This window comes from Rhodoferax ferrireducens T118, from assembly GCF_000013605.1.
Classification (GTDB): Bacteria; Pseudomonadota; Gammaproteobacteria; order Burkholderiales; family Burkholderiaceae_C; genus Rhodoferax; species Rhodoferax ferrireducens.
The window spans coordinates 3,607,695-3,634,341 of the sequence record NC_007908.1; the positions used below are offsets into that span (position 1 = coordinate 3,607,695).

At 62.3% G+C, this 26,647-nt stretch carries 21 protein-coding genes; 2 read left to right on the plus strand and 19 right to left on the minus strand.

Annotated elements, in window-relative coordinates; translation table 11 throughout:
• Nucleotides 1-31: 31 nt before the first annotated feature.
• The 19 genes from RFER_RS16480 to apbC form a co-directional block, all read right to left on the minus strand.
• Nucleotides 32-2,551, minus strand: coding sequence for an ABC transporter permease (locus RFER_RS16480; protein WP_011465527.1), 2,520 nt, complete (start codon nucleotides 2,549-2,551; stop codon nucleotides 32-34).
• Between the two features lie 109 nt (nucleotides 2,552-2,660).
• The gene (locus RFER_RS16485) at nucleotides 2,661-3,503 is read right to left on the minus strand and encodes a formate dehydrogenase accessory sulfurtransferase FdhD (RefSeq protein WP_011465528.1); all 843 of its coding nucleotides are present in this window, start codon (nucleotides 3,501-3,503) and stop codon (nucleotides 2,661-2,663) included.
• 5 nt (nucleotides 3,504-3,508) lie between these two features.
• A complete protein-coding gene (locus tag RFER_RS16490; RefSeq protein WP_041792646.1) occupies nucleotides 3,509-3,910 on the minus strand; it encodes a hypothetical protein in 402 nt (133 codons plus the stop codon).
• Nucleotides 3,911-3,929: 19 nt separating this feature from the next.
• Complete coding sequence (locus tag RFER_RS16495; protein ID WP_011465530.1) at nucleotides 3,930-5,120, minus strand: formate dehydrogenase subunit gamma; 1,191 nt, start codon at nucleotides 5,118-5,120, stop codon at nucleotides 3,930-3,932.
• A gap of 13 nt (nucleotides 5,121-5,133) precedes the next feature.
• Nucleotides 5,134-5,355, minus strand: a complete 222-nt coding sequence (locus RFER_RS16500) for a hypothetical protein (protein WP_011465531.1) — start codon at nucleotides 5,353-5,355, stop codon at nucleotides 5,134-5,136.
• The gene (fdh3B, locus tag RFER_RS16505; RefSeq protein WP_011465532.1) at nucleotides 5,352-5,984 is read right to left on the minus strand and encodes a formate dehydrogenase FDH3 subunit beta; all 633 of its coding nucleotides are present in this window, start codon (nucleotides 5,982-5,984) and stop codon (nucleotides 5,352-5,354) included. The genes RFER_RS16500 and fdh3B overlap by 4 nt, the downstream gene beginning before the upstream one ends.
• A 73-nt stretch (nucleotides 5,985-6,057) precedes the next feature.
• Nucleotides 6,058-9,018, minus strand: coding sequence for a formate dehydrogenase subunit alpha (locus tag RFER_RS16510; RefSeq protein WP_011465533.1), 2,961 nt, complete (start codon nucleotides 9,016-9,018; stop codon nucleotides 6,058-6,060).
• Between the two features lie 64 nt (nucleotides 9,019-9,082).
• Nucleotides 9,083-9,286 (minus strand): hypothetical protein, encoded by a 204-nt coding sequence (locus tag RFER_RS16515; protein ID WP_041792648.1) that lies wholly within the window; start codon nucleotides 9,284-9,286, stop codon nucleotides 9,083-9,085.
• 154 nt (nucleotides 9,287-9,440) lie between these two features.
• Nucleotides 9,441-10,064, minus strand: a complete 624-nt coding sequence (locus RFER_RS16520; RefSeq protein ID WP_011465535.1) for a TorD/DmsD family molecular chaperone — start codon at nucleotides 10,062-10,064, stop codon at nucleotides 9,441-9,443.
• A 2-nt stretch (nucleotides 10,065-10,066) separates the two neighbouring features.
• Nucleotides 10,067-12,193, minus strand: a complete 2,127-nt coding sequence (locus RFER_RS16525) for a 4Fe-4S binding protein (RefSeq protein ID WP_244095737.1) — start codon at nucleotides 12,191-12,193, stop codon at nucleotides 10,067-10,069.
• Entirely contained in the window at nucleotides 12,120-12,803 is a 684-nt protein-coding gene (locus RFER_RS16530; protein ID WP_011465537.1) for a DUF3306 domain-containing protein, read from the minus strand. Before RFER_RS16530 ends, RFER_RS16525 begins: the two co-directional genes overlap by 74 nt.
• Entirely contained in the window at nucleotides 12,796-13,353 is a 558-nt protein-coding gene (locus tag RFER_RS16535) for a DUF3305 domain-containing protein (RefSeq protein ID WP_011465538.1), read from the minus strand. The genes RFER_RS16530 and RFER_RS16535 overlap by 8 nt, the downstream gene beginning before the upstream one ends.
• Nucleotides 13,354-13,685: 332 nt before the next feature.
• Complete coding sequence (locus RFER_RS24185; RefSeq protein ID WP_166485750.1) at nucleotides 13,686-13,844, minus strand: hypothetical protein; 159 nt, start codon at nucleotides 13,842-13,844, stop codon at nucleotides 13,686-13,688.
• Between the two features lie 126 nt (nucleotides 13,845-13,970).
• Nucleotides 13,971-14,591 (minus strand): glutathione S-transferase, encoded by a 621-nt coding sequence (locus RFER_RS16540; protein ID WP_011465539.1) that lies wholly within the window; start codon nucleotides 14,589-14,591, stop codon nucleotides 13,971-13,973.
• 150 nt (nucleotides 14,592-14,741) lie between these two features.
• A complete protein-coding gene (locus RFER_RS16545) occupies nucleotides 14,742-16,013 on the minus strand; it encodes a cyanophycinase (RefSeq protein WP_011465540.1) in 1,272 nt (423 codons plus the stop codon).
• Nucleotides 16,014-16,285: 272 nt separating this feature from the next.
• A complete protein-coding gene (gene fdhF / locus RFER_RS16550; protein ID WP_011465541.1) occupies nucleotides 16,286-19,114 on the minus strand; it encodes a formate dehydrogenase subunit alpha in 2,829 nt (942 codons plus the stop codon).
• Entirely contained in the window at nucleotides 19,115-20,890 is a 1,776-nt protein-coding gene (locus RFER_RS16555) for an NADH-ubiquinone oxidoreductase-F iron-sulfur binding region domain-containing protein (protein ID WP_011465542.1), read from the minus strand.
• A 104-nt stretch (nucleotides 20,891-20,994) separates the two neighbouring features.
• Nucleotides 20,995-23,421 carry a FecR family protein gene (locus RFER_RS16560; protein WP_041790899.1) on the minus strand — a complete coding sequence of 809 codons (2,427 nt, stop codon included), beginning with the start codon at nucleotides 23,419-23,421 and terminating at the stop codon, nucleotides 20,995-20,997.
• 206 nt (nucleotides 23,422-23,627) lie between these two features.
• Complete coding sequence (apbC, locus tag RFER_RS16565; protein ID WP_011465544.1) at nucleotides 23,628-24,719, minus strand: iron-sulfur cluster carrier protein ApbC; 1,092 nt, start codon at nucleotides 24,717-24,719, stop codon at nucleotides 23,628-23,630.
• Between the two features lie 112 nt (nucleotides 24,720-24,831).
• On the opposite strand from apbC, the gene RFER_RS16570 reads away from it, so the two are divergent.
• The gene (locus RFER_RS16570) at nucleotides 24,832-26,115 is read left to right on the plus strand and encodes a patatin-like phospholipase family protein (RefSeq protein WP_011465545.1); all 1,284 of its coding nucleotides are present in this window, start codon (nucleotides 24,832-24,834) and stop codon (nucleotides 26,113-26,115) included.
• Nucleotides 26,116-26,304: 189 nt separating this feature from the next.
• The gene (locus RFER_RS16575; protein WP_041792657.1) at nucleotides 26,305-26,511 is read left to right on the plus strand and encodes a CsbD family protein; all 207 of its coding nucleotides are present in this window, start codon (nucleotides 26,305-26,307) and stop codon (nucleotides 26,509-26,511) included.
• Nucleotides 26,512-26,647: the final 136 nt, after the last annotated feature.

Genomic DNA, 26,647 nt, shown 5'->3' on the forward strand with positions numbered 1-26,647 from the left:
ACTTCATAGTATGCTACCAATTATATAGCATCTACTGTGCCGTCCGCCGCAGTGTCTCCACCACCGGGCGGCGCAACACGTCACGCAGACCCCACCAGCCGGCCGCCAGCGCCAGCAGCGCACCACTCAGGGACCCCAGCAGCGGCACCCAGAGCGAGACGATCCAGTCAAACTCAAACACATAGCGCGCCAGTGCCCAACCGACCGCGCTGGCGACGATGGAGGCCAGAAAACCGGCCAGCAAGCCCACGCCGATCAGCTCGATCCGTTGCACCTGGCGCAGCAGGCTGCTTTTGGCGCCGACGGCGCGCATGATGGCAAATTCACGGGCGCGCTCCTCGCGCGTGGCGGTCACGGCGGCAAACAGCACCACCAGGCCGGCCGCCAGGGTAAAGGCAAACAAGAACTCCACCGCGCCAATCACCTGATCGAGCACGCGCTGCACCTGCGCCAGCGTGGCCGTCATGTCGACGCTGGTGATGTTGGGGAAAGCGCGCACCAGGGTGTTGTCAAAACCAGGTGTGGCTGGCGCCTTGAAGGCGCTCATGAAGGTGCTGGGCACATCGGGCAGTGTACTCACCGGGTACATGACAAAAAAATTGGCCCGCATCGAGCCCCAGTCCACTTTGCGCAGGGAGGTGATTCTGGATTGAATCTGCTGCCCGCCGACGTCAAAGTTCAGGCTGTCGCCGATCTTGAGACCCAGTGTTTTGGCAATCCCTTCTTCCACGCTGATGGCGCCGGGCTCCTCTTCAATCCAGCGACCGGCCACCAATTCATTCTGAGCCGGCTTCTTCGCGCTGTTGGACAGGTTGAACTCGCGGTCCACCAGATGTTTGGCGCGGTCGTCTGCATAGTCGTCGGGTGTCACCGCCCGGCCGTTGATCGCCACCAGACGGCCTCGAATCATGGGATACCAGTCAAATTTGCTCACCCCCGCAGCGCGCAGGGCGGCCCCGAACGCATCGCCCTGCTCGGGCATGACGTTGATGACAAAGCGGTTCGGCGCGTCCAACGGCGTGGCCTGGCGCCAACTGTTGATCAGGTCGGTGCGCAACAACACCAGCAGCACCAGCGCCAGCAAGCCGAGCGCCAGCGCGCTGACCTGCACCACGGCATACGCCGGACGAGCCGAAATCTGCCGCATGGCCAGAATCACGGCGCGCGGCGCGGTGCGCTCGTTGACCACACGGCGCAGCAGCACGACCGCGCCCCAGCTCAAGACCGCAAACAGCACGGTGGCCGCAGCAAAGCCCCCCACCGCGATCAGACCGAGCTTGACATCACTGCTGGCGGCCAGCAGCAGCACCGCAAAACCAGCCACGCCCAGACCCAGCACACCCAGCGAGGCGGGTTTGAGGTTGCCCACATCCCGGCGGATCACGCGCAGCGGCGGCACCTGCGCCAGTTGCAGGACCGGCGGCAGGCCGAAGGCCAGCAACAGCGTCAAGCCCATGCCCAGGCCGAAAATGACCGGCCACAGGCCCGCCGGCGGCAGCGCCGCAGCCACCAGACCGGCCAACAGCAGCACAAACGCGTAATGCACCGCGTAGCCGATGGCCACCCCGAGCGAACTGGCCAGCAAGCCGATCAGTGTGAACTCAAAGGCATAACTGGCGGCAATGCTGCGCTGGCTCAAACCCAGCACGCGCAGCATGGCGCAATCGTCGAGGTGCTTGGCCGCAAAACCACGCGCTGCCAGCGCCACCGCCACGGCACTCAAGAGCGCCGCCAGCAAGGCAATCAGATTGAGGAACTTCTCGGCGCGCGCCAGTGTCTGCCCCAGTTCCGGGCGCCCGCCTTGCAGCGACTCCACGCGCACGCCGCGCACCTGGGGCTTTTTGACCTCAAGCTGGGCCCAGTCGACAAACGTAGTAACGCTTTTGTCGGCGCCAGCAACGGCCAGGCGGTAAGTCAGACGGCTGGCGGGCTGGATCAGTCCGGTGGCCGCCACATCGGCGCGGTTGATCATGACGCGCGGCGCAAAATTCATGAAACCAGCACCCCGGTCCGGCTCGCTGACAATAATTTTGGCAATGCGCAAACTGCTGTCACCCAGCAGCAAGGCATCTCCCATCTGCGCCCGAAGAGCATCCAGCACGGGCGCGTCGATCCAGGCCTCGCCGGGCTGGGGAATGGTGGCGGTGATGCTGCCGGGTCCACCCGGCTGGCTGCTGACCCGCAAACTGCCGCGCAGCGGATAACCGGGCTCCACCACCTTCAGGGCCACCAGTTTGCTGGCGCCACCCAGGGCCTGCGGCGCGCGCGCCATGGTCGGGAAAGCCAGCGTCTGCACCACGTCCAGGCCCAGCGCGCGCGCTTTCTCGGCAAACGCGGCGGGTGTGGCGTTGTCGCTTGAAATGAGCGCATCACCGCCAAGCAGCTGCCGCGCATCGCGTTGTAGACCGCCCTTGAGCCGATCGGCAAAGAAACCGACCGCGGTCAAGGCCGCCACCGCCAGCGTGACCGCCACGATCAGCAATCGAAGTTCACCGGAGCGCAGGTCGCGCCATAAAGAGCGAGCGCCAAGGCGCCAGAAAGAAATGTTCATGCCGCTACCTTAGCGCACTCGCAGACCGTTTGCCGCAACGCCAGCGCATTGTCCCGACACCCGCCCTCGGAATTGGCTTGGGGCAGCAGGTGGCCGTTGGAGCCTTTACTCAGGCGGCGGCGAGCCGGGCGCCCACCAGGCCAGGCTGCAGCAGCAAGCGCTCGGCGGCGCTGTAGCAAAGAAAACGCTTGTTGGTGGCGCGGCCAATGGCGCACAAACCCAGGCGCTGCGCCACGTCGTGCCCCATTTGGGTGATGCCGCTGCGCGACACCACAATCGGCACCCCCATTTGCGCCGACTTGATCACCATCTCGCTGGTCAGGCGGCCGGTGGTGTAAAAAACTTTATCCTGACCGCTCATGGCCTCATCGGATTGCAGCCACATCCAGCCCGCAATGGTGTCAATCGCGTTGTGGCGGCCCACATCTTCCACGAATACCAACATTTCTTCGCCCCGAAACAAGGCACAGCCATGCACGGAGCCGGATGACTTGTAGGTGGTCTCTTGTAGCCGGATGGCGTTGACGATGCCGTACAGCTGCTTTTGCGTCAGCGTGGCCGCCGGCAGCACCAGACGGTCCACCTCCGCCATCAGGTCACCAAACACGCTGCCCTGGCCGCAACCGGTGGTGACCACCCGTTTGGCGGTGCGCGCTTCAATGTCCGAGATGCCCTGGCGCGTTTTGACGGCAGCGGCGCCCACGTCCCAATCGACGGTAATGGATTCGATCTCCTGCACCGATTGCACCAGGCGCTGGTTGCGCAAGAAGCCCAGCACCAGCAGCTCGGGCTGGGCGCCCAGCGTCATCAGCGTCACCAATTCGCGCTTGTCGACATAAACGGTGAGCGCGCGCTCAGCCGGGATGGAGACCGTGTCCACGTCACCCCATTCATTGAGCGCAGTCACCTCACGCGTCAGCGGCGCGCGGGCCTGGGTCAGATACGGCAGCAAGGCGCTCAGGGTTTTTTGGCCGGTGCAATATCCGCAGCCGGCGCTTTGCTGCTGGGGGGGCTGGTGGCCGTTGGCGCTGGAGAATGAGCACCAGACGCCTCAAGCGGCTTGGCAGCGACAGCCGGCGCGTACGAAAAAGCGCCCGGATCGACGCAGGGCGGCATGGCCGGGGCCGGCTTGACGTCCTTGCCAGCGGCTTTGGCCGTCTGGACGTAATGGGCTGCCACCTTGTCCTGTGCCTTGCAACTCTGGTAGGCGTCGACCTTGCCGCTCCAGGCGGCCTTGGCCGCCGCCTCGGCCGCCTTGGCCTTGGCCTCATCCGACGGCGCGGGCAACTTGGCCATCACGGCGGTGCCCATCAAGAGCAGGCTGCTGATCACAAACATTTGTTTCAGAGGTTTCTTCATACAGGCTTTCTCAGGCATCTCAAACTTGAACGGGTTGACCGGGAACCGGTGTCGACGAACGCTGGGCCGGTATCTTGCCGCTCTTGATGTCGTCCAGCCAGAGCGCGTGGTGCTCCTTGGCCCAGCCCTCATCGACATAACCGGTTCGCATGCCTTCGTAGGCATCCTTGGTGCCGATGGTGCCCATGTAGATGTGGCCCAGGAACATGCAGATCATCATCACATTCGACACCGCATGCACCATGAGCGCAATCTGCATATTGCTTCGGTCGTAAGCGACTACGGGCAACAAATGATTCAGGAACAAGCCTGTGACCACCGCGATCAGGCCCAAGACGAACACGCCGCCCCAAAAGGTGACCTTTTCACCGGCATTGAAGCGCCCGGACTTGATTTCTTGCCCGGACAGGATGCCGCCACCCTTGAGCATCCAATTGACATCGCCCTTGGCCGGCAGGTTGTCGCGCATGAAGGTGATGATCACAACCAGCAGCGACACCGTGAACACCGGACCGGCGAAGTTGTGCACGTTCTTTAACAAGTACGTCAACCAGCCGAACAGGCTCAGGCCCATCACGGGCAACAGGAAAAACTTGCCAAACGCCATGATCAAACCCGAAATGGCCAAAATACAGAACGCAATGGCGTTGGTCCAGTGCGCCGCACGCTCGAACGGGGTGAAACGCTCCACCTTGCGGCCGGTGTAGGGCTCAGTGACCTTCATGGGACCAATGCGCCAATGAAACAGCGCGATGGCGATCAACACAAGCAAGACCAGCGAGCCGCCGTAGGGAATGATCCAGTTGTTGCGCACCTGGCGCCAGGCTTCCCCCGCATTGGTCAGGCGCGAGCCTGGGTACTGCACGAAGGGCTGAATCAGCACACCGGCCTCGGGCGCCTGGGCTTTTGGCAGGCTGCTGTAGCCCGCCACGCCGGAGCCAACCTGACGCCACATCGGCGCGTTGTTGCCCGGCTGCACTTTGGCGCGTTCGCCATTGGTCTGCATGGCGTAGCCGGGCTCCTGGCTGGCGTCGGGTTTCACCTCGAAAATATTCTGGCTCTTGACGGCCCCTGCATCCGCAGGCGCTGCCGGCACGGCCGGAACCGCCGCCGCTGGCGCCGGGGCAGGTGTGCTTTGCGCCCCGACAGGGCCCGAGGACAACACCAGCGTCAGCGCCAAAGCAGAGGCAACAGAAAAGACATTTTTCATCCTGGCCTCCTGCTCAGTTCATGCGCGTGTAGTCGTTCTGGCCGTACTGATTACGCGCCTTCAGGTGCGACTCCCAACTGGCTTTGTCGCCCTGCTTCCAGTCCTGGTTGGCAAACGCCTTGCCGGTGCCGGTGTAGCTTGCGGCATCCCTCTTGCTGCTTTGCAACGCTTGCGGCTTTTCGCCGCAGGCGCTCAAGGCAGCCAGCATGACCATTGCAGACAATAGGCGCATCATGATTTCGCTCCTTCAGGGGCGGCAACGCCGGGCTGACCGGCCTGCTTGGAACCGTAAGCCGTGCCCCAGCCCCAGACTTCGGCGCCCTTGCCGCGGTGCAGCACCCGGCTGCGGAAAATGTCAGCGACCACGTCACCGTCGCCTGCGATCAAGGCCTTGGTGGAACACATTTCGGCACACACCGGCAGCTTGCCTTCGGCCAGCCGGTTGCGGCCATATTTCTCAAACTCAGCCTGGCTGCCATTGGTCTCGGGGCCACCGGCGCAGAAGGTGCATTTGTCCATCTTGCCGCGCACACCAAACGTGCCTTGCGACGGGAACTGCGGGGCACCAAACGGGCACGCATAGGCGCAGTAGCCGCAGCCAATGCACACATCCTTGTCGTGCAGCACCACGCCCTCATCGGTACGGTAGAAGCAGTTGACCGGGCAGACTGCCATGCAGGGCGCGTCGCTGCAATGCATGCAGGCGACCGAGATGGATTTTTCACCCGGTACGCCGTCATTCAAAGTGACGACCCGGCGCCGGTTCACGCCCCAGGGCACCTCGTGCTCGTTTTTGCAAGCCGTGACGCAACCATTGCACTCAATGCAACGCTCGGCGTCACAAACAAATTTCATACGTGCCATACAAATCTCCTCTAATCAGTTGAGGACAGAGCAAAGTTCACTGCGTGTAACTCCTGGTCTGTCCCGCAAGGCTTCAGGCCCGCTCGACGTTGCAAACGGTGGTCTTGGTTTCCTGCATCATGGTCACGCTGTCGTAGCCATAGGTGGTGCTGGTGTTGATGGCCTCGCCGCGCACGATCGGCGCCGCGCCATTCGGGTAGTAGGCCAGCATGTCGGCGCCCTGCCAGCGACCGGAGAAGTGAAACGGCAAGAACACGGTATCGGGACCAACGCGCTCGGTCACCAGCGCCTGCACATTCATGCGCGCACCGGTGGGCGTTGACACCCAGGCCCGGTCGCCATTGCGAATGCCCTTGTCAGCCGCGACCTTGGGGTTGATCTCAATGAACATCTCCTGCTGCAATTCGGCCAGCCAGGGGTTGGAGCGGGTCTCTTCGCCCCCGCCCTCGTACTCGACCAAGCGGCCCGAGGTCATGATGAACGGGAATTTCTCGTGCACCTTGTCCGCGATATTTTTATCCTGAATCGTCTTGTACAGCGTGGGCAAACGCCAGAACGCCTTCTTGTCGTCGTGGGTCGGGTACTTGGCCACCAAATCAGGGCGGATACCGTACAAGGGTTCGCGGTGCTGCGGAATCGCATCCGGGAAGTTCCACACCACGGCGCGCGCCTTGGCGTTGCCAAACGGATGGCAGCCATGCACTTTCAAGACCACACGCTGGATGCCTCCCGAGAGGTCGGTCTTCCAGTTCTTGCCCTCGGCGGCTGTCTTCTCCGCCTCGGTGAGGTCGTCCCACCAACCCAGCTTCTTTAGCAGCACATGGTCGAACTCGGGGTAACCGGTGGTGATATCGGCGTTCAGGGAATACGAACCGTCCTCCGCCAGCAGGTTGACACCTTCACGCTCGACGCCGAAGTTGGCGCGGAAGTTGCCACCGCCGTCCATCACATGTTTGGAGGTGTCGTAAAGGTTGGGTGAGCCGGGATGCTTGAGCGCGGCCGTGCCGTAACAGGGCCAAGGCAAGCCAAAGTAGTCACCGGTGAAGTCGTAACCGGTTTCCTTGTCTTTGCCGCCCTTGGCCTTGAGCGTCTTCACGTCAAACAGGTGCATGTTGCGCATGTGGGCTTTGAGGCGCTCCGGACTCTGGCCGGTGTAGCCGATGGTCCAGACGCCCGCATTGATTTCGCGCAGGATCTCCTCCGGCATGGGCTCATCCATGCCATGGACTTTTTGCATCTTGTAGTTCTTGGACAGTTCCTTGCCAAAACCGAGTTTGTCCGCGAACTGCTGCATGATCATGTGGTCGCTGCGGCTCTCCCACAACGGTTCAATGACTTTTTCACGCCATTGCAAGGAGCGATTGGAGGCCGTGACGGAACCACTGGTTTCGAACTGCGTGGCCGCAGGCAGCAAATAGACCGCCCGGTTCGGGTTCAAGTCTTCGGGTTTGCCGGGCATGGCAGCCATCGCTGCCGTGGCCGATGGATAGGGGTCCACCACCACCAGCAGATCAAGCTTGTCCATGGCGCGCTTCATCTCCAGGCCACGGGTTTGAGAATTGGGTGCATGGCCCCAATAAAACACACCACGCAGGTTCGAGTCCTGGTCGATCAGCTCGTTTTTCTCCAGCACACCGTCAATCCAGCGCGACACGGTGATACCGGGCTTGCTCATCATGGCAGGGCTGGCAAACTGCTTTTTGATCCATTCAAAATCAACACCCCAGACCTTGGCGAAGTGCTTCCAGGAGCCTTCCACAATGCCGTAATAACCGGGCAGTGAATCGGGATTGGGGCCGACATCGGTGGCGCCTTGCACGTTGTCGTGGCCGCGGAAAATATTGGTGCCGCCGCCGGACTTGCCGACGTTGCCCAGCGCAAGTTGCAAGATGCACGAGGCGCGCACCATGGCGTTGCCGATGGTGTGCTGGGTTTGGCCCATGCACCAGACCAGTGTGCTGGGCCGGTTGTCGCTCATCATTTTGGCGACGCGCAGCACCTGCTCTTCTTTGACGCCGCAGGCTTCTTCCACTTTGTCAGGCGTCCACTTGGCCATCACATCCAGCTTGACCTTGTCCATGCCATAGACCCGGTCGTTGATGTATTTTTTATCTTCCCAGCCGTTGTTGAACACGTGGTACAGCACGCCAAACAGGAAGGGGATGTCGGAGCCGGAACGAATACGCACATACTCGTCGGCCTTGGCGGCGGTGCGGGTAAAGCGCGGGTCCACCACGATCATCTTGGTGCCGGTTTCCTTGGCGTGCAGCATGTGCAGCATGCTCACCGGGTGCGCCTCGGCCGCGTTGGAGCCGATGTACAACGCGCATTTGCTGTTCTGCATGTCGTTGTAAGAGTTGGTCATGGCGCCGTAACCCCAGGTATTGGCCACACCGGCCACCGTGGTCGAGTGGCAAATACGGGCCTGGTGATCGCAGTTGTTGGTGCCCCAGAAGCTGACAAACTTGCGCAGCAGGTACGACTGCTCGTTGTTGTGCTTGGAGGACCCGACAAAGTACACACTGTCCGGGCCACTGGCTTTTTTCAGTTCCAGCATGCGGGCACTGATCTCGCTCAAGGCGGTGTCCCAACTGATGCGCTGATATTTGCCATTGACCAGTTTCATCGGGTAGCGCAGGCGGAATTCGCCGTGGCCGTGCTCGCGCAAGGCGGCTCCCTTGGCGCAATGGGCGCCGAGGTTGATGGGGGAGTCAAACACCGGCTCCTGCCGCACCCAAACGCCGTTCTCCACCACGGCATCGACCGCGCAACCGACCGAACAATGGGTACACACGGTGCGCTTGATCTCGATCTTGCCTTCACCAAGGGCCACCGCGCCCTGCGCTGCATCTGCCTTTTTCACCAGGGTCAGTTGCGAGGCCGCGAGCCCGACGCCCACACCCAGGCCGGAGCGGCGCAAAAAGGCGCGCCGGTCCATCGTGGGTAAGGCTTGCGACAAGCCACGGCGCAAACTGTGCACAAATGGGGAACGGGCAACAGGGTCAGATGGCCCGGATTTTCTGGTCAACAACATGGGACTCTCCAAGGTCGGCGTGATTCAGGACTGAATCAGCGCAGGATCGATACGAGGGGGACACTCAGACGCGTGTGGTCCGGTAGTAGTGCTGGACGTGTGCACTCAGGGTGTAGCCACCGCCTTTTTCAGGCGCTGGCTTGGGCGACTCGGCCACCGCCGCCGGGGTATTCGTCTTCAACCAGCCAGCCGACGCGACGGCAGCACCGGCCACGGAGGCCGAAAGAAAAAATCCGCGACGGGACGGCTTGGGCTGGCTGTTGGGCATCATGGTCTCCAGGTAACGCTTTTGTTATGCAACTATTTGCATAGCCTATGTGTAATGCGCTTGAACTTACCATGATCATTCGCAAAATGATACGTTTAACAGACTAGGGAAAACACCAACTCCGTCGCAAAAAATCCAAGCTGACCGCCCCGCATCAGGCCAGCATGTCGAACCCCTGCGTCTCCACCGCCACAAAAGCGCGGGTCAGCCCGGCCAGCGCCGCGTAGAACCGCGCTTTGGGGTGCTGCTGCAGGTCGTCACACAGCGCCAACACCCAGGGGTGCAGGTAGCTCGTAAAGAAGGCGCGCTGGCGCGTCAGGTTGGCCACCGCCACATCGTCGCCGGCAATCAGATAACGCATCACCTCGCACAGGTAGGCGAAGTGGTCTTCGGTATCAAGCATGCCGTCACCGCGCGCCAGCCCCAAGCTGCTCAACTCGGTGCGCAAGCGCGCCAGCGGCTTTTCGTTGAGGAAACCACTCAGAAAATGGGACGCGTACAGGTAGACCTCGGGCTTGCCGACACCGCCAAACAGGGCGTCGTATTCATCTTGAATCGCGCAATCTGTCATCTCGCGCGAGAGCCCCACCAGGGCGCGCCAGGGTTCTTCCAGAAAAGCCCCAGCCGCTGGTGCCTCGGTCACGGCCAGGCGCAGTTTAGCTACTAATTCAGTAGCTGGAGGCGCATAATACATAAGGGCTAGAAGCCCATAGAGCTCTGAACGCGCGGTTTCTTCGTCAAGCGCGCTGCTGGGCAGTGTGTCGGAGGTGGGCAACATGGTCAGAGGTCGGTGATTTTGGTTTCGTTGTCGGCTGAATAAATGTCGATGACGCGGCAGTCCGCGCACATTTTCAAGCGGGCAAGCGCCTCGCCCTGGAACATGCTGTGGCTGCTCAGCTTGCCGAGCATGGCTTCAATCGCCTTGAGCGTGCCAAACGGCTTGCCGCAGCGCACACAGGCGTAGGGCTGCATCGCGTTGAGCACCACGGCTTCGTTGCGTTGCGGACTCAGGCTCAAGCGCGGCAGGAGCGTCAGGGCCTGTTCCGGGCAGGTCTTGACGCACAAGCCGCATTGCACGCAATTTTTCTCAATCAACCGCAGCTCCAGGGCCTGCGGGTTGTCTTGCAGCGCGCTGGCCGGGCAGGCGTTGACGCAGCTCAGGCACAGGGTACAGGCATCTTTGTTGATGACGAGAGCCCCCAGCGGCGAGCCGGTGGCGGGCAGCGCAACCACGTCGGTTTTAACCGGCGCATGTTCGATCAAATGGCTGAGCACCAGCTCCAGCGTGGCGCGCTTGTCAGCCTGCACCGCAAAGCCGGCCGTGCGGGCGACTGTCTGCGCCGGGGCCGCCTGCAAGTCGTGGTCGAGCGCTGCCAGGTCACGCGCGTCTTTGACCTGAAGCAGGCGGAAATGCTCGCCTTGGTAACCCAACCCCGACAGAATGGCCTGCGCCACTGCCATCTGGCCCTCGAGTGCCGCACGGTATTGCGGCGCTTCTTCGTCCGTCAGCAGCACCCACAGCTGCGACGCACCATAACAAATGGCAGACAGCCAGACCTCCAGCCCCAACGACGAGGTGTGCCACAGCGCCAGCGGCAAGACCCGGGCCGGAACGCCGTGCGTGCCTGTTTTGCTGGCACGCTCCAGCTGCGCGGCGCGCCCCAGATCGCCCAGCAGGCGCGCGCCCGCGCCCTGGCTGTGCAGCAGCAGCGCGGCATTCTTGCCGCCACTGCGGCTGTAGGTCGCCAGCAGGGTCTTGAGCTTGACGCCTTGATCGCTGGCGCGCGGGTAGGCAAAACCCATGGCGCCGGTCGGGCACACCGTGCTGCAGGTGCCGCAACCAATGCACAGGTTCGGGTTGACCTTGATTTGCTGGCGACTGCGGTCGCTTTCAATCGCCGAGGCCGAGCAGACGTCGATGCAGGCGGTGCAACCCGCTTTCTCGTTGCGACTGTGCGCACACAGCTTGGGTTTGTAGACAAAAAAGCGCGGCTTCTCGAACTCGCCGACCAAGCCGCGCAACTGCAACAGCGTCGTGAGGCTCCGCCCATCCCAGCGCAAATAACCCTGCGGCAAGGCGTGCTGGCTGAAGGCGGGCGTGGCGCGCAAATCCAGCACCAGGTCAAAGGTCTCACGCAAAGCTTCAGGTTCGCGCTGGAAGTCAATCGCCCCGGCGACCTGGCAGACCTTGACGCAGGCACGGTGCGCCTGGCAGGCGCTCAAATCAACCTGGTAATCCAGCCCAATGGCGTCTTCCGGGCAGACTGCCAGACAGGCGTTGCAGCGGGTGCATAAATCCAGATCAATCGGATTGCTGCGCAGCCACTGGAGTTCAAACGCCCCCAGCCAGCCGGTCAAGGACTGGATCTGCCCGCCCAGCACCGGGTAGCGTCGCTCCTGCGCCGCGCCCGCGTCGCCTGCACCTTGGGTGAACAAGGTCACGTCCAGCGCATCGCCCAGCAACTCGGCAGCGCGTTCTGCTGCGCCCAGCTCACCAATGATCAACAGCCGTCCGGCGCTTTTATAAGTCACCGTGGCCACCGGCTCGGGCTCGGGCAAATGGGCCAGCGCCAGCAGTGCGGCAATTTTGGGGCTGGCCTGCGCCGCGTCCCGGCTCCAGCCACCCGTTTCACGGATGTTGACGAAGCGCAGCGGCGCGTAGCCGGAAGGCGCGCGCGCCGCACCCGCCTGCGCGCTGCTGGCCTGCTCGGCCAGTTCGACGAACAGCCGCTGTTCCTGGGTGCACGCCACCACCACCTCTTCTCCGGTCTGCACCGCTTGAAGAAAAGCACCCGCCTCACGGCGGCACAGGGTGGAGTGAAGCGTCAGGTTTTCATTCAGTGCCGCGCCCAGACTCCTGGCGTCCAGCGGCATGGTTTGGTTGCAGTCGCAAATCAGTGTGGTCATGGTCTGGGCCCGGCGCTTGCGGCGGGTTCTTGGGTGGAGTGGCAACACCGGCGTCAGGCGGCTGGGCCGACTGTGCCACGGAATCGGCGCTGCGGGTATTGGCATCATCCCCTAGTGGCGGGGGGGGAATCTTCTCTTCTTCAAACAGATTGAGAAATTGGGCGCTGGCCATTTGCCGCAGCATGGACTGCGGCAGGGGGTCAGGCTGGGAATAGTCGTCAATGTAAATATCGAGCCGGTCCATCACGTTGTAATGCGGGTCGGCAAACAGCTTTTTCATGGCCGCGTTGCGCACCTCAGGGGTGACACCGCGCGCGACAAAGGGCTTGAAGTCGGACTCGGTGGTGAGACGCTGCACATCGTCCAGAGACAGCGGCGCAAGCTGGGCCGGGCTGGCTGGCGCGCCTGGCCCGGCAGCACCGCCCTGATTGATCGGGTCGGCGTCCGGCGTGGCTTTGACCGGCACCGGTTGCGGGCCAAGCGCTGGGGCGCGGGCGTCAGGTGCATCCACCACCACGGGAACCGGCTGGGTGGCTGGTTCATCAATCGCCTTGCCCGCCCGCTGCGCCTGCTTGCGCTGCGACCAGCGGCCCAAAAAACCCTCAGCCATGCTCACCCCCCGATTTTTTCTGGGTACTGACAGACGCGGGTTGGCCAAAGCGGTCGGTCAAGGCGCGAAAGCTCTCGGGCCGTTTGCGGCGCTTGAGCTCCACCACATGGTGTTCATCCACAAACGCCTGCAGCCACGCCACCACCGGCGCTGGCGCCGGCACCTGCTCCACCGTCTCCTGTGCGTCCAGCCAGCGGCCGGCGTCGTAATAACTCAGGCTCACCATCTCGGGCTTGGCAATGGGCTCATCGCTGATGCTGGCCTCTTCTTCCATGCGCCACAACACAAACCAGCCCGGCGTTTGCGTGCTCGCGTTGAGGTGGTAGCCTTCGGCATCGTCCTTGAACAATTCAACCCTGTAGCCCGGATGCAGCCAGCGTTCTTCGCTATCGTTTTTATAGAGCAGACGGGGCGTGATGCCAAAACCGTCGTCCTGCATCACCACATCTGCGAGCTCCCAGCGCCAGGGCTGCCAGCGGCTGGACGGGCCAGTGGTTTTGACGCGTTGCATGACGACGGCGACTTCAATAGAGGGACGAAGGGTAGGCATAAGTTTGTGCAATGTACCGGATTGACAACAGCGCCATGGCGGGCGGGGTTATCCAACGCCAGCCCCACGCCTTCATCACGCGCTGCCGGGCACATTTGGAGAGGTGGTTAGCTTGACCGAACAAGCCATCAGACGCAAGAAGAACGGGCTGTCTTGCTCGCGTCTGCGTAGTCGGGTGACTACCGCCGCTCTGACGGTCCGCAAAGGAACAAGCTGAAATGCCGGTTGGCAGCGGAACCAGCCCCCTGATCCATCGACTACTGTTTCGTGCAGACTGAACAGAAAAAAAGAAGACCCCAATCAAGGGACCTTCCTTTTTATCTGAACAGACGTTATTTCACGGCTGCTTCGCTACTGGGAGCGACAGGTCTCTTTTGAGTGAACTTGACAACCGCTTCTGCCAACTTGCGCTTGCGCTCCAAGTTGAGCCTTTCAAGCTCGGCGTGGTTGCTTTTCTTCATGTTGGGGTCTTTACCAAATACGCCTGCCATAGTGATGATTCCTTTGGTTCAGTCTAACTGAAAGCGCGCAGCGCAAGCCGCCACGAACTCATGGCTCAGGCTTTCCACCACGGAGAAACAGTTCCTCATCAACACTCTTGCCGGCCCAAGCGATTCCTAAGCACTGAACTTGGCGTAATACTGCGCCACAGCCGGGGTCCGGGCAATACGCTGCATATGTGCATTCAGTGCAGGCGCGACCTTTTCCACCAGATCGGCAGGCACATGGTCCAGGCGACCGGAATTGAGGGTGCGTACATCGACAAACACCTTCAGGTCAGCAACAGTGAGACGATTGTCGGCAAAGTATTCACCGCCATGGGCCTGCAACTGGCTTTGCAGCCAGCCAAGGTACACCGGCATGGAGCCATTGACCAGGGCGGCGCGAGCTTCCCTTTGGGCATCGCCCGTCATGCGAAAACTCGGCCCCAACTTGACGCTGGCTTCCTCCACCACGTACATCACCTCGTCGCACAAAAGTGCTTGAAACGCATCGGTGGGGTACAAACCCGCCAGCTTGCCCGCGTAGCGAAGAATCGAATCGGACTGCGTCACCTGCACGCCATCCACCGTCAGGGTGGGCACCTGGCCAAAGGGTGTGGACTTGCGCACCTCGGCAAATTCAGCAGACGTAAAGCGGTGGTCTTCAAAGGCAACGCCGCCAATATGCAAGGCCAGACGCACGGGCTCAGCGCGGCCGCCGTGAAAATCGAAATAAGTGAGTTTGAGTTTGGGCATGGTGCTTACCTGAGGTCATGAGGCAGGCCCGCAAAGGGCGATTTGCGGATTCTAGGCGGGTAGAGCTGCAGGTTGTTGGTCGGCCATGCAGCCACGATGTCAACGACCTCAGCCGCGAGATAAATAATTTTCAGAAACGGCGAGCCAGCATCAATAGGGAGAGTTGCCGTTACCAGACACCGTCATGACACCATTGGTAACAGTGAGCGTGTACGGGCTGTAGCCACCCGACCAGAATGACATGTTGAAGGCAGGATTCAATTTGTCCACTTTGACGACCGTGGCGGTTACCCCGGATAAAGCCTGTCCTGCCACACATTGACCAGGGTAATTTTGCGGCAACACAAAATAAGCGGCGCTCTTGGTCGTCGTCGTCGGGTTTGTGACAAGTTTAGCCACGATCGGAGTTCGGGGGCCACCATCCCCGGAAACCAACAACGCAGCCTCCACGCCGACCCCTATTCCGCGCGCAATGATGTCGCCGTAAGGCGTGGCTGACAAGTTCTGGGATACCTTCGGCACGAGAATGCCTCCGCTGCAACCTGACTCGTAATAGGGTCCAATCAGGCGTGATACGAACGTCACCAGGCGACCCATTCGATCACGCTCATCAAGATGCGCATCCAGGATCGTGTTGAACAGCGGCGACGGCGTGATAAAGCCGCCAGCAATGGACGTTGGGCTTGTTGGGTCCAAGGTCTGGGGCGTGGGGTCCAGACTCATGTATTTATTGAAAGGATTGGACAGTGCTTGGTCAGAGGTGACGGTGCCCCTGAGTGCGGCAAAATCAAACTGCCCCAGCACCGCCAAACCTGCACTGGTTCCGCCGATGGGCACTTTCTTGTTCATCAGTGCCTGAAGCGTCCAGTCGAGCTGGGTATTCTTCCAATACTTGATGTAATCACTTTGATCACCACCCGCGATGAATACGACATCCGCCCTGGCCACAATCTGATTGACAGTCGGGTCGTTCGCGGCTTTAACACTGGGGATCACCAAGGTCTCGACTGAACTGAGTCCCAAATACCCCCCGCCGACCCAACCGTCCTGATTCACGGGTGGAAGTGTTGAAGTTCCGCCGTTGGCATCGCTGTAGTAGATGTAGGGGTTATAGGCTTCAGTTCCGCTGGCACGGATGATCACGAAGCGCCCGCCCGTGCCTGGCTTGATGCCAGCGCGTTGAATCAGCCACTGAAATGCTTGGTCAACGTCCGGCCCCCCGCCCATGAGCACATAAGATGGCGTTGTTGCCCGGTCTGACGACGCAATGACGGGTGTCTTTGCCGGCTCACCCACGAAAAAGTAGCTGTACGGAAGTTTGCCAGCCGCCACCGCCGTGCTGAGAGCGGCGGCAAAGAAAAGACCCACCACTGTCTTGATGCTAGCGCCCATGATGGAACGCAACTCTTTTAAAGTTTTCACCTTTAACCCCTTTCACAGAACTAATTCCAGTTTCTGCTTTTGTGGAGACTGACTGTATGCAAAACATCAACAAACGCATAATTTTCTCGAACTCATTCAAATAACCGTCATCCGCAACGATCCGGATACGAACGTGGCGGTCAGTGGCGCACCAAGGGGCAATCCGCCGCCACCCGCAAGCATCGAGGCGACATGCGTTTCGCGCTCACCGGCCTGGCACCGGAAGTCTGCGAAAAATCAGCGCACCGAATCGCCGACCTTGCGGTTTTGCATCAGCTGACGGGCGTGATGCACACCGCGCAGTATTTGAACTCCGGAATTTTCGCGAACGGGTCGAGCGCCGCATGGGTCAGCAAATTGGCTGCGGCCTCGCGGTAGGCAAAGGGCATGAACACGGTGCCGTCAGGGGTGCCGTCATCGCGCCGAAGTTGCACGTCCAGCGTGCCGCGACGGCTGCGCAGCGTGACCATGGCGCCCGCCGTCAAGCCCAGGCGCGCGAGCTCACCGGCATTGACCGAGGCGGTGGCCACCGGCTCCAGCGCATCCAGCACGGCAGAGCGGCGTGTCATGCTGCCGGTGTGCCAGTGCTCCAGTTGCCGCCCGGTGATCAGTACCAGCGGGTAGGCTGCATCGGGTTTCTCGGCCGCCAGGGTCAGCGTCGTGGGCACCAGGTGCGCGCGGCCATCGGGGGTGGGGAAATGGTCAGTGAACACGGTGGCCAGACCGGGATCGTCGGCATTCAAACAGGGATAGGTCACACTGCCCTCGCGCTGCAGACGCTCCCAGCTGATGCCGCCAATGGCCGTGTGCATGGTCTGGCGCATTTCTTCGTAGACTAGAGCCACACCGCAGTTCTCACCCGGGTAGTTCCAGGTCAACCCCATGCGATGGGCGATCTGCTGGATGATCCACAAATCAGGCCGGGCGTCCCCCGGCGGATCGATCGCCTGGCGGCCCAGTTGCAGCATGCGGTCGGTGTTGCTGACCGTGCCGGTCTTCTCGGGCCAGGCGCCGGCGGGCAACACCACATCGGCCAGCCAGGCAGTCTCGGTCATGAAAATATCCTGCACCACCAGATGCGACAACGATGCCAGCGCGCGGCGCGCCTGGTTCAGGTCGGGGTCGCTCATGGCCGGGTTCTCGCCCATGATGTACATGCCGCGCACCTTGTGCGGGTCGCTCTCGGGTGCCAGCGCCTTGTGCATGATTTCGACCACGGTATAGCCGGGCTGATCATCCAGCGTCATGCCCCAAAAATCCTCAAACCACTGGTGTGCAGCGGAATCGTCCACGCGCTGGTAATTGGGAAACATCATCGGGATCAGGCCGGCGTCACTGGCGCCCTGCACATTGTTTTGTCCGCGCAAGGGATGCAGGCCGGAGCCCGGCTTGCCAATCTGCCCCGCCACCAGGCACAGCGCCATCAGGCTGCGCACGTTGTCGGTGCCGTGCACATGCTGGCTGACGCCCATACCCCAAAAGATCATCGCTGCTTTGGCCCTGGCATAGGCGCGCGCCACCTCGCGGATGGCAGCGGCCGGGACGCCACAGACCGGCGCCATGGCCTGCGGGCTGAAGGCGCGCACGCTGTCACGCAGCGCCTCAAAATTGGACACGCGCGCGGAGATGAAAGCGGCGTCGGCCAGGCCCTCTTCAATGATGGTGTGGATCATGGCGTTGATCAGCGCCACGTCGGTGTCGGCCTTGAACTGGAGCTTGCGCCACGCATGTTTGTCCAGGTCCGTGCCACGCGGGTCCGCCGTCACAATCTTCAAGCCGCGTTTGGCCGCATTCTTCATCCAGGTGGCGGCCACCGGGTGGTTGCCAGCGGTGTTGGAGCCAATCACCAGAATCAGCTCGGCGTGGTCCACATCATTGACCTGGTTGCTCACGGCACCCGAGCCAATGCCTTCGAGCAGCGCCGCCACACTGGAGGCGTGGCACAGGCGCGTGCAGTGGTCCACATTGTTGGAGCCGAAGCCGGTGCGCACCAGTTTCTGGAACAAATAAGCTTCTTCGTTGCTGCCCTTGGCCGAACCAAAGCCGGCCAGTGCTTTCCTGCCATGGGTATCGCGCAAGCCTTTGAGCGTGGCGCCCGCGAGGTCCAGCGCCTCGTCCCAGGTGGCTTCGCGGAACACGCTGGCCCAGTCCGCCGGGTCGCGCGTCACGGCCATGTCTTTGGGCACATCGGCGCGCCGGATCAGGGGCGTCGTGAGCCGGTGCGGGTGGTGCACATAGTCAAAACCAAAGCGGCCTTTGACGCACAGGCGGCTTTGGTTGGCCGGACCGTCGCGGCCGTCGACGCTGATGATTTTATTGTTCTTGACTTTGTAAGTCAGCAGGCAACCGACGCCGCAGAAGGGGCATACCGAGTCCACGGTCTTATCCAGCGCCTGCGATCCCATCTGCGTCTTGGGCATCAACGCGCCCGTGGGGCAGGCCTGCACGCATTCGCCGCAGGCCACGCAGCTGCTGTCGCCCATGGCGTCATTGAGGTCAAACACAATCTGGCTCTGCGCGCCACGATGGGCATAACCGATGACGTCGTTCACCTGCACCTCGCGGCAGGCGCGCACGCAGCGGGTGCATTGAATGCAGGCATCGAGGTTGACCGCCATCGCCGGATGCGACAGGTCCGTTGCCGGTTGCGCGCGGCGCAAAGCCTGGAGTTCGGGACGCACGGTGACGCCCATTCGTGACGCCCAAGCGCTGAGTTCACCGTGCTGGCCGACCGAACCCGTGCTTGCGTTCGCGTCATTCCACTTGTGCCCCACAGCAGGCATGTCCGACAGCAGCAGCTCCAGCACCATCTTGCGGCTCTTCACCGCGCGTTCGCTGTTGGCCTGCACCTCCATACCCGCCGTCACAGTTCGGCAGCAACTCGGCGCCAGGGTGCGCTCACCCTTGATCTCCACGACACAGGCGCGGCAGTTGCCGTCGGCACGCAAGCCGTCCTTGTGGCAAAGATGGGGAATGTCGACGCCGTGACGCTGCGCCGCCTTGAGGATGGTTTCCCCTTCAAACGCCTGCAGGGTCTGCTGGTCGAGCTTGAACGCAAGCGTTGGCAGCTTGACTTCAGCCGGTTTGGCGGAGACCTTCATTCAAACGATCTCCTGGGGAAAGTATTTCTGCACACAACGCACCGGATTGGGCGCAGCCTGGCCCAGGCCGCAAATGGACGCCTCTGCCATCACCGCGTTCAAGTCCTCCAGCGTGGCGTTGTCCCACACCGGTGCTTCCATCAGACGCACGGCCTTGGCGGTGCCGACCCGGCACGGGGTGCACTGGCCACAACTCTCAGCGGCAAAAAAACGCATGGCACTGAGCGCCGCATCACGCGCCCGGTCGAATTGGCTGAGCACAATCACCGCGGCCGAACCAATGAAACAGCCGTAGGGCTGAAGGGTGTCGAAGTCGAGCGGAATATGGTTCAGGCTGGCCGGCAGAATGCCGCCCGACGCACCGCCGGGCAGGTAGGCGTAAAGCGTGTGCCCGTCCAGCATGCCGCCGCAGTATTCGTCAATCAGCTCCTGCACCGTGATGCCGGCCGGCGCCAGCTTGACACCGGGCAGCTTGATGCGCCCGCTGACGCTGAAGGAGCGCAAGCCTTGACGCCCGTGGCGGCCAAAACTGCTGAACCACTGCGGGCCCTTTTCAACGATGTCACGCACCCAATAGAGCGTCTCAAAGTTGTGGACCAGCGTCGGTTTGCCAAACAGGCCCAGCTGCGCGACATAGGGCGGGCGCAGGCGCGGCTGGCCGCGTTTGCCTTCGATGCTCTCGATCATGGCGGACTCTTCACCGCAGATATACGCGCCCGCGCCACGGCGCAGTTCGATGTAGGGCAGCGGACAGGGCGGATCGGCCTGCAGGGCCTCGATCTCTTGCGTCAACATCTTGCGCGCGTCGTGGTATTCGTCGCGCAGATAGATGTAGCAGGCCTCGGTGCCCGCCACCTGGGCGGCGATCAGCATGCCCTCCAGAAAGCGATGCGGGTCGCGTTCCAGGTAGCTGCGGTCTTTGAAGGTGCCGGGCTCGCCTTCGTCGATGTTGACGGCCATGACACGCGGCGCGCTTTGCTCGCGCACGATGCGCCATTTGCGTCCGGCCGGAAAACCGGCACCACCCAAGCCACGCAGGCCCGCGTCCTCCAGGGCCGCCATCACGCCCTCCGCCGGCTCTTCACCATTCACCACGGCGGCCGCCAGCGCGTAACCGGCGCGCTGCCGGTAGGCTTCTAACGATATCAAATTAATAGCATAGTGTGCAGTAAATGCGGGGGCTAGAGTCCTATTTTGTATATATTCTGGCTTGTCCGGCAAGGCCACCTGGACCGCTTCAAGCACCGAAGCCGTCGTTGCATTCGGCACCGCCCGTTGCCCCACCAGCACGGCCGGCGCCTGCTCACAGCGCCCCAGGCACGGTGCAGCCATCACACGCACCGACGCCCCCAGCAACCCCGTCAGCCGCGCCAGCAAATCATCGGACCGCGCCATCGCGCAGCTCAGGCTGTCGCAGACCCGCACGGTCAGCGCCGCAGGGCTCTGGCCGTCGCGCATCACCTCGAAGTGGTGGTAGAACGTGGCCACCTCGAACACCTCTGCCATGGGCAGCTTCATGTCGCTGGCCAGCGCCACCAGATGGCGCTCGAACAGACCACGGTAGTGATCATTGAGCAGGTGCAGGTGCTCGATCAACAGGTCGCTGCGATGGCCGCCAGGCGGTGGCACGCCAATCAGTGCGCGCAGTTCCTGCAGCGAGACATCGTCGGGCTGTCGGCCTTTGAGCTTTGACACCCGTTGTGCCGTCCGGCGCAATTGATCCGGCGTCGCCAGGACCATTGGCCGACCGGGTGCAGTAATGGGCAAAGTGGGCATGGCCGACAAGCTAACCGACTTGGCAACGAATGGCAAGCCCAGTCTGCAACCGTTGACGCCACGCTGCCGGCGAGGGCAACCGGGCCTTCGTGAGCAGACCCTGACTACCCTTGTGGCCCGCGCTTGTCTTCCTCACGTTTGGGCCCATCGCGACCGTTTCCCCTGTCATGTGGCCTGCTGGCGGCAGGTGTTGGCATTTGGCCACGCGGCTCCGCCTGGGGTGCCGGATGGCTTTGTGGTGGCGGTGGCGGTGGCGGTGGCGGTGGTCTCGGCGCAGCCACCGGCGGACGAGGCTCAGGCTGCCTGGCGGCAGGGGCGGGTGCGGCATTCGCCGGGTGCTGCATGGCCGGTTCCGATGGAACGGCTTGCGCAGGTGGGGCCAGCTTGGGCGGCACGGGTCGTTGCGGCGGTGCTTGTGTCATCGGTACGGCTGGAGCGACCGGCGGCGGGACCGGCTTTGACTCGGGCGCGCGCTGCACTGGTGCAGGCGACACAGGCACGATGGGTTGTGCACGCTGCTGGTCGTTTTCACGCTGTTGCGCCCGGCCACCCGGCCCGGTCCTGGGTTCGGCCTGGATTTGGGCTGGCAATGGCGGTGGTCTCGGCACAGCCAGCGGCTGGCTTGGCTCGGCCTGCTTGATCACAGGGGCAGACTCGGGCCGAGCACCCGGCAGGGGCGGTGGCGGCAGAAAGACTTGCGGAGCTGGGGCCAGCTTGGGCGGCACGGGCCGTTGCGGCTGTGCTTGCGTCGCCGGACCCGATGGACCAACTTGCGGCCGGGCGGGCTTTGGCTCGACTGCACGTTGCAGTGGCGGGGGCGGCGGCGGTGCGATGGCTTGTGCGCGTTGCTGGCCGTTTCCACGTTGATCGGCCTTGCCGCGTGGCTCCGCAGGCTGGGGTACCAATACCGGCGGTGTGGGTTGCCGCGCGGCCTGGGGCTGCGCCGCTCCTTGTGGTGGCGCCGACGGCGGAGGAAGCACCTTCGGTGGCGCCACCTGCGCAGGGGCAAGCACTTTGACAACGGACCTGGGCGCATCGGCTGCCGGTTTCAGGGTCTTGCGCGCAGCGTCATCAAGTGGCTTGCCGGGCTTCAAAGTCAGTTGCTGCTGTTGCGCCGCGAATCCGACGTGTGCCGCCGCAGGCGCGCTGCGGGCGACGACAGGGCGCTCGAACACGCGGGCTGGCGGCTTGTCGGCGGGCACCGCGGCACCACGCACGCTGCGCTCGGTCGGTGCGACGCTCGGGCTGACTGCCACCGCTGCGCGAGCAACCGTTTCCCGGTTGACGCGTACCGCTGCCCGGGACACCGGCTGCGACTGCACAAACGTGGTCGTCGGCACGGCGACCACGGCGCCCGGCACCTGCCGGTTCACGTAGACGACTTTGGTCACGTTCGTCGTGTTGTAGGTGTTGTTGATCACCGTGTTGTTGATCACCGTGTTGCTGCGGTTGACGTTCTCGAAATAGCCGCGACTGACCGGATAGGACGGTCGAAAGACCTCGCGCGGCGCCAGCGGGAACCACGCCACACCACCGACGTTGCCGCTCGATATCGTCAAGCGGAAGTTGTCGCCACCCACGAACACCACCAGTGCCGGGGCGTAGTAGGCGGTGCTGCGCACGGGACCTGGTACCCAGCCCCATATGCCACGCAGATTCGTCCAGCGGCCGTAATGGGACACCGCAAAGCCCCAGGGCGCGTCGTCGACCCAGGTCCAGCCCCAAGGGTCGATCCAGGCCCAGTGCCCGTCGCGGTAAGGCGCCCAGTCAGCGGCTACGCGATTCGGAATCCAGACGTTACCGTAGGTCGCATCAACACGCCAGCTGCCGTTCGCGTCGAGATCCTGGTAGCCGACCACGTCGCGCGACACATAACGCGCGGAAACCGAGTTGTCGAAAGCGCGATCACGATCAGCGGCCCAGCGATCGAATTCGTCCGGGCGCGCCGCGTCCAGATACTCGTAATCGCTCAAATCGGTTCCCCGGAAGCGATAGGGTTGCCGCGAATCGATTAAATAGGCTGCTCCTTCTCCAAGCGCCTCACCCTGGCCTTTGCGCACGATGATGTCGGTCGCATTGCCGTCGGGGTCCACCGCTATGCGGTATTCACCGGGTTGGCGCAGCGTAAAGGCGAGATTGGGCGTGTCGACTTCAAACACCTGGTTGGGCGCCAGGCGGCGTACCCGAACGTTCAGCGTGCCCTGCGTCAATTGCAGTTGGGTGATTTGGTCGTCCAGATTGAGCACGGAAACGCTGGTGTTGGCGTTCATGCGAACCACAGCGCCGCCCGCCTGGACTTCGGCCCGCGCGCCCGCATCCGTCCAGAGCCGGTCGCCGTTGGTCAGCGGCCGATTGACCGTGGCCTGAACCCAATCGTTCTCGCCCGCCGGTGAGAAACTGACCGCGCCCGCGGTGTAGCCCAGACGTGCCACGCGCGAGGGCGGGTCAGCGCTGGCCGCACCGCTGAAGACGAAAAACGCGGCACCGACAACGAAGCCGAGCACCCGAAAACCAAGAGACTGCTTTTGCATGACTTTTCCCTCCAAGAGCAAGCTGTCTGAATCGATAGCTACACCGCTATAACGCGGCGCACGCCCGATTCGACACTGTTCATTACGCTTTGTTGCAATAACGATGAACAGCATGCAATCCGCCTCACAGTGCGTCCGTTCGGTAACGCACATGCCGGCAACACGCCGGGCGGCACCGGCGTATGACCCATCCGGTTGAACTCTACTCAGGTATTTTTCGAAATCTTGATGGACGGGAACTTGGAAGAAAAGTCCTTGTTCTTGGCCGCAATCGACACCGCCACCTTGCGCGCCACCGCCTTGTAAATGCCGGCGACCTCGCCATCGGGGTCGGACACCACGGTTGGCTTGCCACTGTCGGCCTGCACACGAATCTGCATCGTGAGCGGCAAGGCACCCAGGTAATCCATGCCGTACTCAGCCGCCATTTTCTTGCCGCCATCGGCGCCAAAAATATGCTCCACATGGCCGCAGTTGCTGCACACATGCACGGCCATGTTTTCCACAATGCCCAAAATCGGCACACCGACTTTCTCGAACATCTTGATGCCTTTTTTGGCATCCATGAGCGCAATGTCCTGCGGCGTGGTGACGATCACCGCGCCGGTCATGGGCACGCGCTGGCTCAGGGTCAATTGAATGTCGCCGGTGCCGGGGGGCATGTCGACAATCAAATAGTCCAGATCGCGCCAGTTGGTTTGCCGCAGCAACTGCTCCAGCGCTTGCGTGGCCATCGGGCCGCGCCAGATCATGGCCTCGTCTTGTGCCACCAGAAAACCAATCGACATGACCTGCACGCCATAGTTTTCCAGCGGCTCCATGGTTTGCCCGTCTTCACTCTCGGGACGGCCGTCAATGCCCATCATCATCGGAATGCTGGGGCCGTAAATGTCAGCGTCGAGCAGGCCCACGCTGGCACCTTCGGCGGCCAGGGCCAGGGCCAGATTGACCGCCGTCGTGCTCTTGCCGACGCCACCCTTGCCGGATGCCACCGCCACGATGTTTTTGACTTTTGGCAACAGCTGCACGCCGCGCTGCACCGCATGCGCCGCAATTTTCATGGTCACGTTGACCGAGACGTTGTTGACACCGGCCACCCCTTTGGCCGCCGCGATCAGCGCCTTGCGAATGCCAGGAATCTGGCTTTTGGCCGGGTAGCCCAGCTCCACGTCAAACGCCACATCACCGTCGGTGAGGGTCAAATTCTTGATGCACTTGGAGGCGACAAAATCGGCTCCGGTATTGGGATCGAGCACGCCCTTGAGCGCGTCCGTCAGCGTCTGTTCTGTCAAATTCATTAATTTTCTCCTGAGACAGGTAGTCTACCGAAGACTGTTTTGACCTTGTCTGGCTGGGCGAATTCGGGTTAACCCCTGCCGCACGCGCGACCCACCGGCTGATAATCTTCATGTGCCCAACCTCCCCCCGCCGCCTGCAACCACTGGCCTTGTGCTGAGCGGCGGCGGCGCCCGCGCGGCCTACCAGGTCGGCGTACTGGAAGCCATCGCCGACATCAGAAAAGCCGCCGGCGTGACCGGGCGCACCAATCCGTTTCCCATCATCACCGGCACCTCGGCCGGCGCCGTCAACGCCGCGGCACTGGCCTGCGGCGCCGATGATTTCGACACCACGGTGCGCCTCATCGCCGAGGTCTGGAGGAACATTCATGCCGAGCAGATTTACCGGTCCGACTCCTTCAGCATGCTGCGTTCAATCGCCTCGTTGAGGGGCCTGCTGGCGCTGGGCTGGGCGGTCGCCAGATGGCGTCACAAGAAGCCCCGCTCCTTGCTGGACAACTCGCCTCTCGTTGATTTTCTTGACCAATTGGTCCCCCTGGAGCGCCTGCCCGCACTCATTCGCATCGGCCACCTGCAGGCACTGGCGGTCACGGCATCAAGCTACAGCTCGGGCGAGCACATCACTTTTTTCCAGGGTGACGCGCAGCTCATGCCCTGGGAGCGCTCGCAACGGCGCGCGGTGCGCGACCGCATCACCCATGCCCACCTGCTGGCGTCGTCGGCCATCCCCTTTGTGTTTCCGGCCACACCTTTGCAGATTGACGGGCTGACCCAGTATTTTGGGGACGGCTCCATGCGCCAGTCGGCGCCCGTGGCGGCGGCGATCCACCTGGGCGCGAGCCGCATTCTGGTGATTGGCGCCGGACGTATGCATGAACCCAGGAACGAGGCCTGCCTGCAAACCTCCAGCAGCTACCCGTCATTGGCACAGATCGCCGGCCACACCCTGTCCAACATCTTTCTGGACGCGCTGGCGGTGGACGTGGAGCGCATGCGCCGCATCAATCAGACCCTGTCGCTGGTGCCGCCCGAGGCACGCTGCGGCAGTGCGCTGCGGCCCGTGGAGTTGCTGATGATTGCACCGTCGCAGCGGTTCGACACGATTGCCTCCCGCCACATCGCCGAATTGCCACCGGCGGTACGCACCATGCTGGGCGGCGTCGGCGTGTCAAGCAGCCCGCAAGACATCAAAGGCGGCACACTGGCAAGTTATCTGCTGTTTGAGGGCGGCTACACCCGCGAATTGATGGCGCTGGGCCACGCCGACGCCATGCGGCAACGCGTCGAGGTGTGCACGTTTTTTGGCTGGGTCGCCCCGGCGACCGCTGACCAACCCGGCGAACTGCCTGACAAGCCCGTTGTCGAGCGTCGGCTGGACCCTTTGCGTCTGCGCTGACCGCCCATTGACGGGCAAGGGCTTGCGCCATGCTGGCGGGGCCTACGGCATGGCGTCTCAAAAAACCCTAAAGCCTGTGTACGCAAGCGTACAGACGATTCCTTGACGGATGCCTGACATTTGTCCTGCGAGTCACAAAGTGGCTCACAAGCGTTGAAATTTGTTTAACTACTCTGGGAACCCATCATGATGAACAAGAATCAAGTCAAAGGCACAGTCAAAGACATCGCAGGCAAAGTCCAGGAGGAAGCTGGAAAATTAGTCGGCAACAAGGAGCAACAAGCCAAGGGCCTGCAAAAGCAGGTCGAAGGCAAGGCAGAAAAGCATTTCGGTGATGTCAAGGAATTTGTCAAAGATGCCAAAGAAGCGGTCAAGGATGCCGTTCACAAGCGTTAAACGGGGGCTGTGAGCCGCTTTTGGCTGCGACATCGCCAGAAAAAGCAGCCTCAGCCACAGCCTTGAACCCAGTGGCCCCGGCAGGGGCGGGCTGCGTGGTGACGCCGCAGCCGACTAAAATCAAAGGCTGTCCTTG

Bases quoted from the DNA above. Each gene is read 5' to 3' on its own strand.
- RFER_RS16480 (WP_011465527.1), bottom strand. From the start codon at position 2,551: ATGAACATTTCTTTCTGGCGCCTTGGCGCTCGCTCTTTATGGCGCGAC.
- RFER_RS16490 (WP_041792646.1), bottom strand. From the start codon at position 3,910: ATGAAGAAACCTCTGAAACAAATGTTTGTGATCAGCAGCCTGCTCTTG.
- RFER_RS16495 (WP_011465530.1), bottom strand. From the start codon at position 5,120: ATGAAAAATGTCTTTTCTGTTGCCTCTGCTTTGGCGCTGACGCTGGTG.
- RFER_RS16500 (WP_011465531.1), bottom strand. From the start codon at position 5,355: ATGATGCGCCTATTGTCTGCAATGGTCATGCTGGCTGCCTTGAGCGCC.
- fdh3B (WP_011465532.1), bottom strand. From the start codon at position 5,984: ATGGCACGTATGAAATTTGTTTGTGACGCCGAGCGTTGCATTGAGTGC.
- RFER_RS16510 (WP_011465533.1), bottom strand. From the start codon at position 9,018: ATGTTGTTGACCAGAAAATCCGGGCCATCTGACCCTGTTGCCCGTTCC.
- RFER_RS16515 (WP_041792648.1), bottom strand. From the start codon at position 9,286: ATGCCCAACAGCCAGCCCAAGCCGTCCCGTCGCGGATTTTTTCTTTCG.
- RFER_RS16520 (WP_011465535.1), bottom strand. From the start codon at position 10,064: ATGTTGCCCACCTCCGACACACTGCCCAGCAGCGCGCTTGACGAAGAA.
- RFER_RS16525 (WP_244095737.1), bottom strand. From the start codon at position 12,193: ATGACCACACTGATTTGCGACTGCAACCAAACCATGCCGCTGGACGCC.
- RFER_RS16530 (WP_011465537.1), bottom strand. From the start codon at position 12,803: ATGGCTGAGGGTTTTTTGGGCCGCTGGTCGCAGCGCAAGCAGGCGCAG.
- RFER_RS16535 (WP_011465538.1), bottom strand. From the start codon at position 13,353: ATGCCTACCCTTCGTCCCTCTATTGAAGTCGCCGTCGTCATGCAACGC.
- RFER_RS24185 (WP_166485750.1), bottom strand. From the start codon at position 13,844: ATGGCAGGCGTATTTGGTAAAGACCCCAACATGAAGAAAAGCAACCAC.
- RFER_RS16540 (WP_011465539.1), bottom strand. From the start codon at position 14,591: ATGCCCAAACTCAAACTCACTTATTTCGATTTTCACGGCGGCCGCGCT.
- fdhF (WP_011465541.1), bottom strand. From the start codon at position 19,114: ATGAAGGTCTCCGCCAAACCGGCTGAAGTCAAGCTGCCAACGCTTGCG.
- RFER_RS16555 (WP_011465542.1), bottom strand. From the start codon at position 20,890: ATGCCCACTTTGCCCATTACTGCACCCGGTCGGCCAATGGTCCTGGCG.
- RFER_RS16560 (WP_041790899.1), bottom strand. From the start codon at position 23,421: ATGCAAAAGCAGTCTCTTGGTTTTCGGGTGCTCGGCTTCGTTGTCGGT.
- apbC (WP_011465544.1), bottom strand. From the start codon at position 24,719: ATGAATTTGACAGAACAGACGCTGACGGACGCGCTCAAGGGCGTGCTC.
- RFER_RS16575 (WP_041792657.1), top strand. From the start codon at position 26,305: ATGAACAAGAATCAAGTCAAAGGCACAGTCAAAGACATCGCAGGCAAA.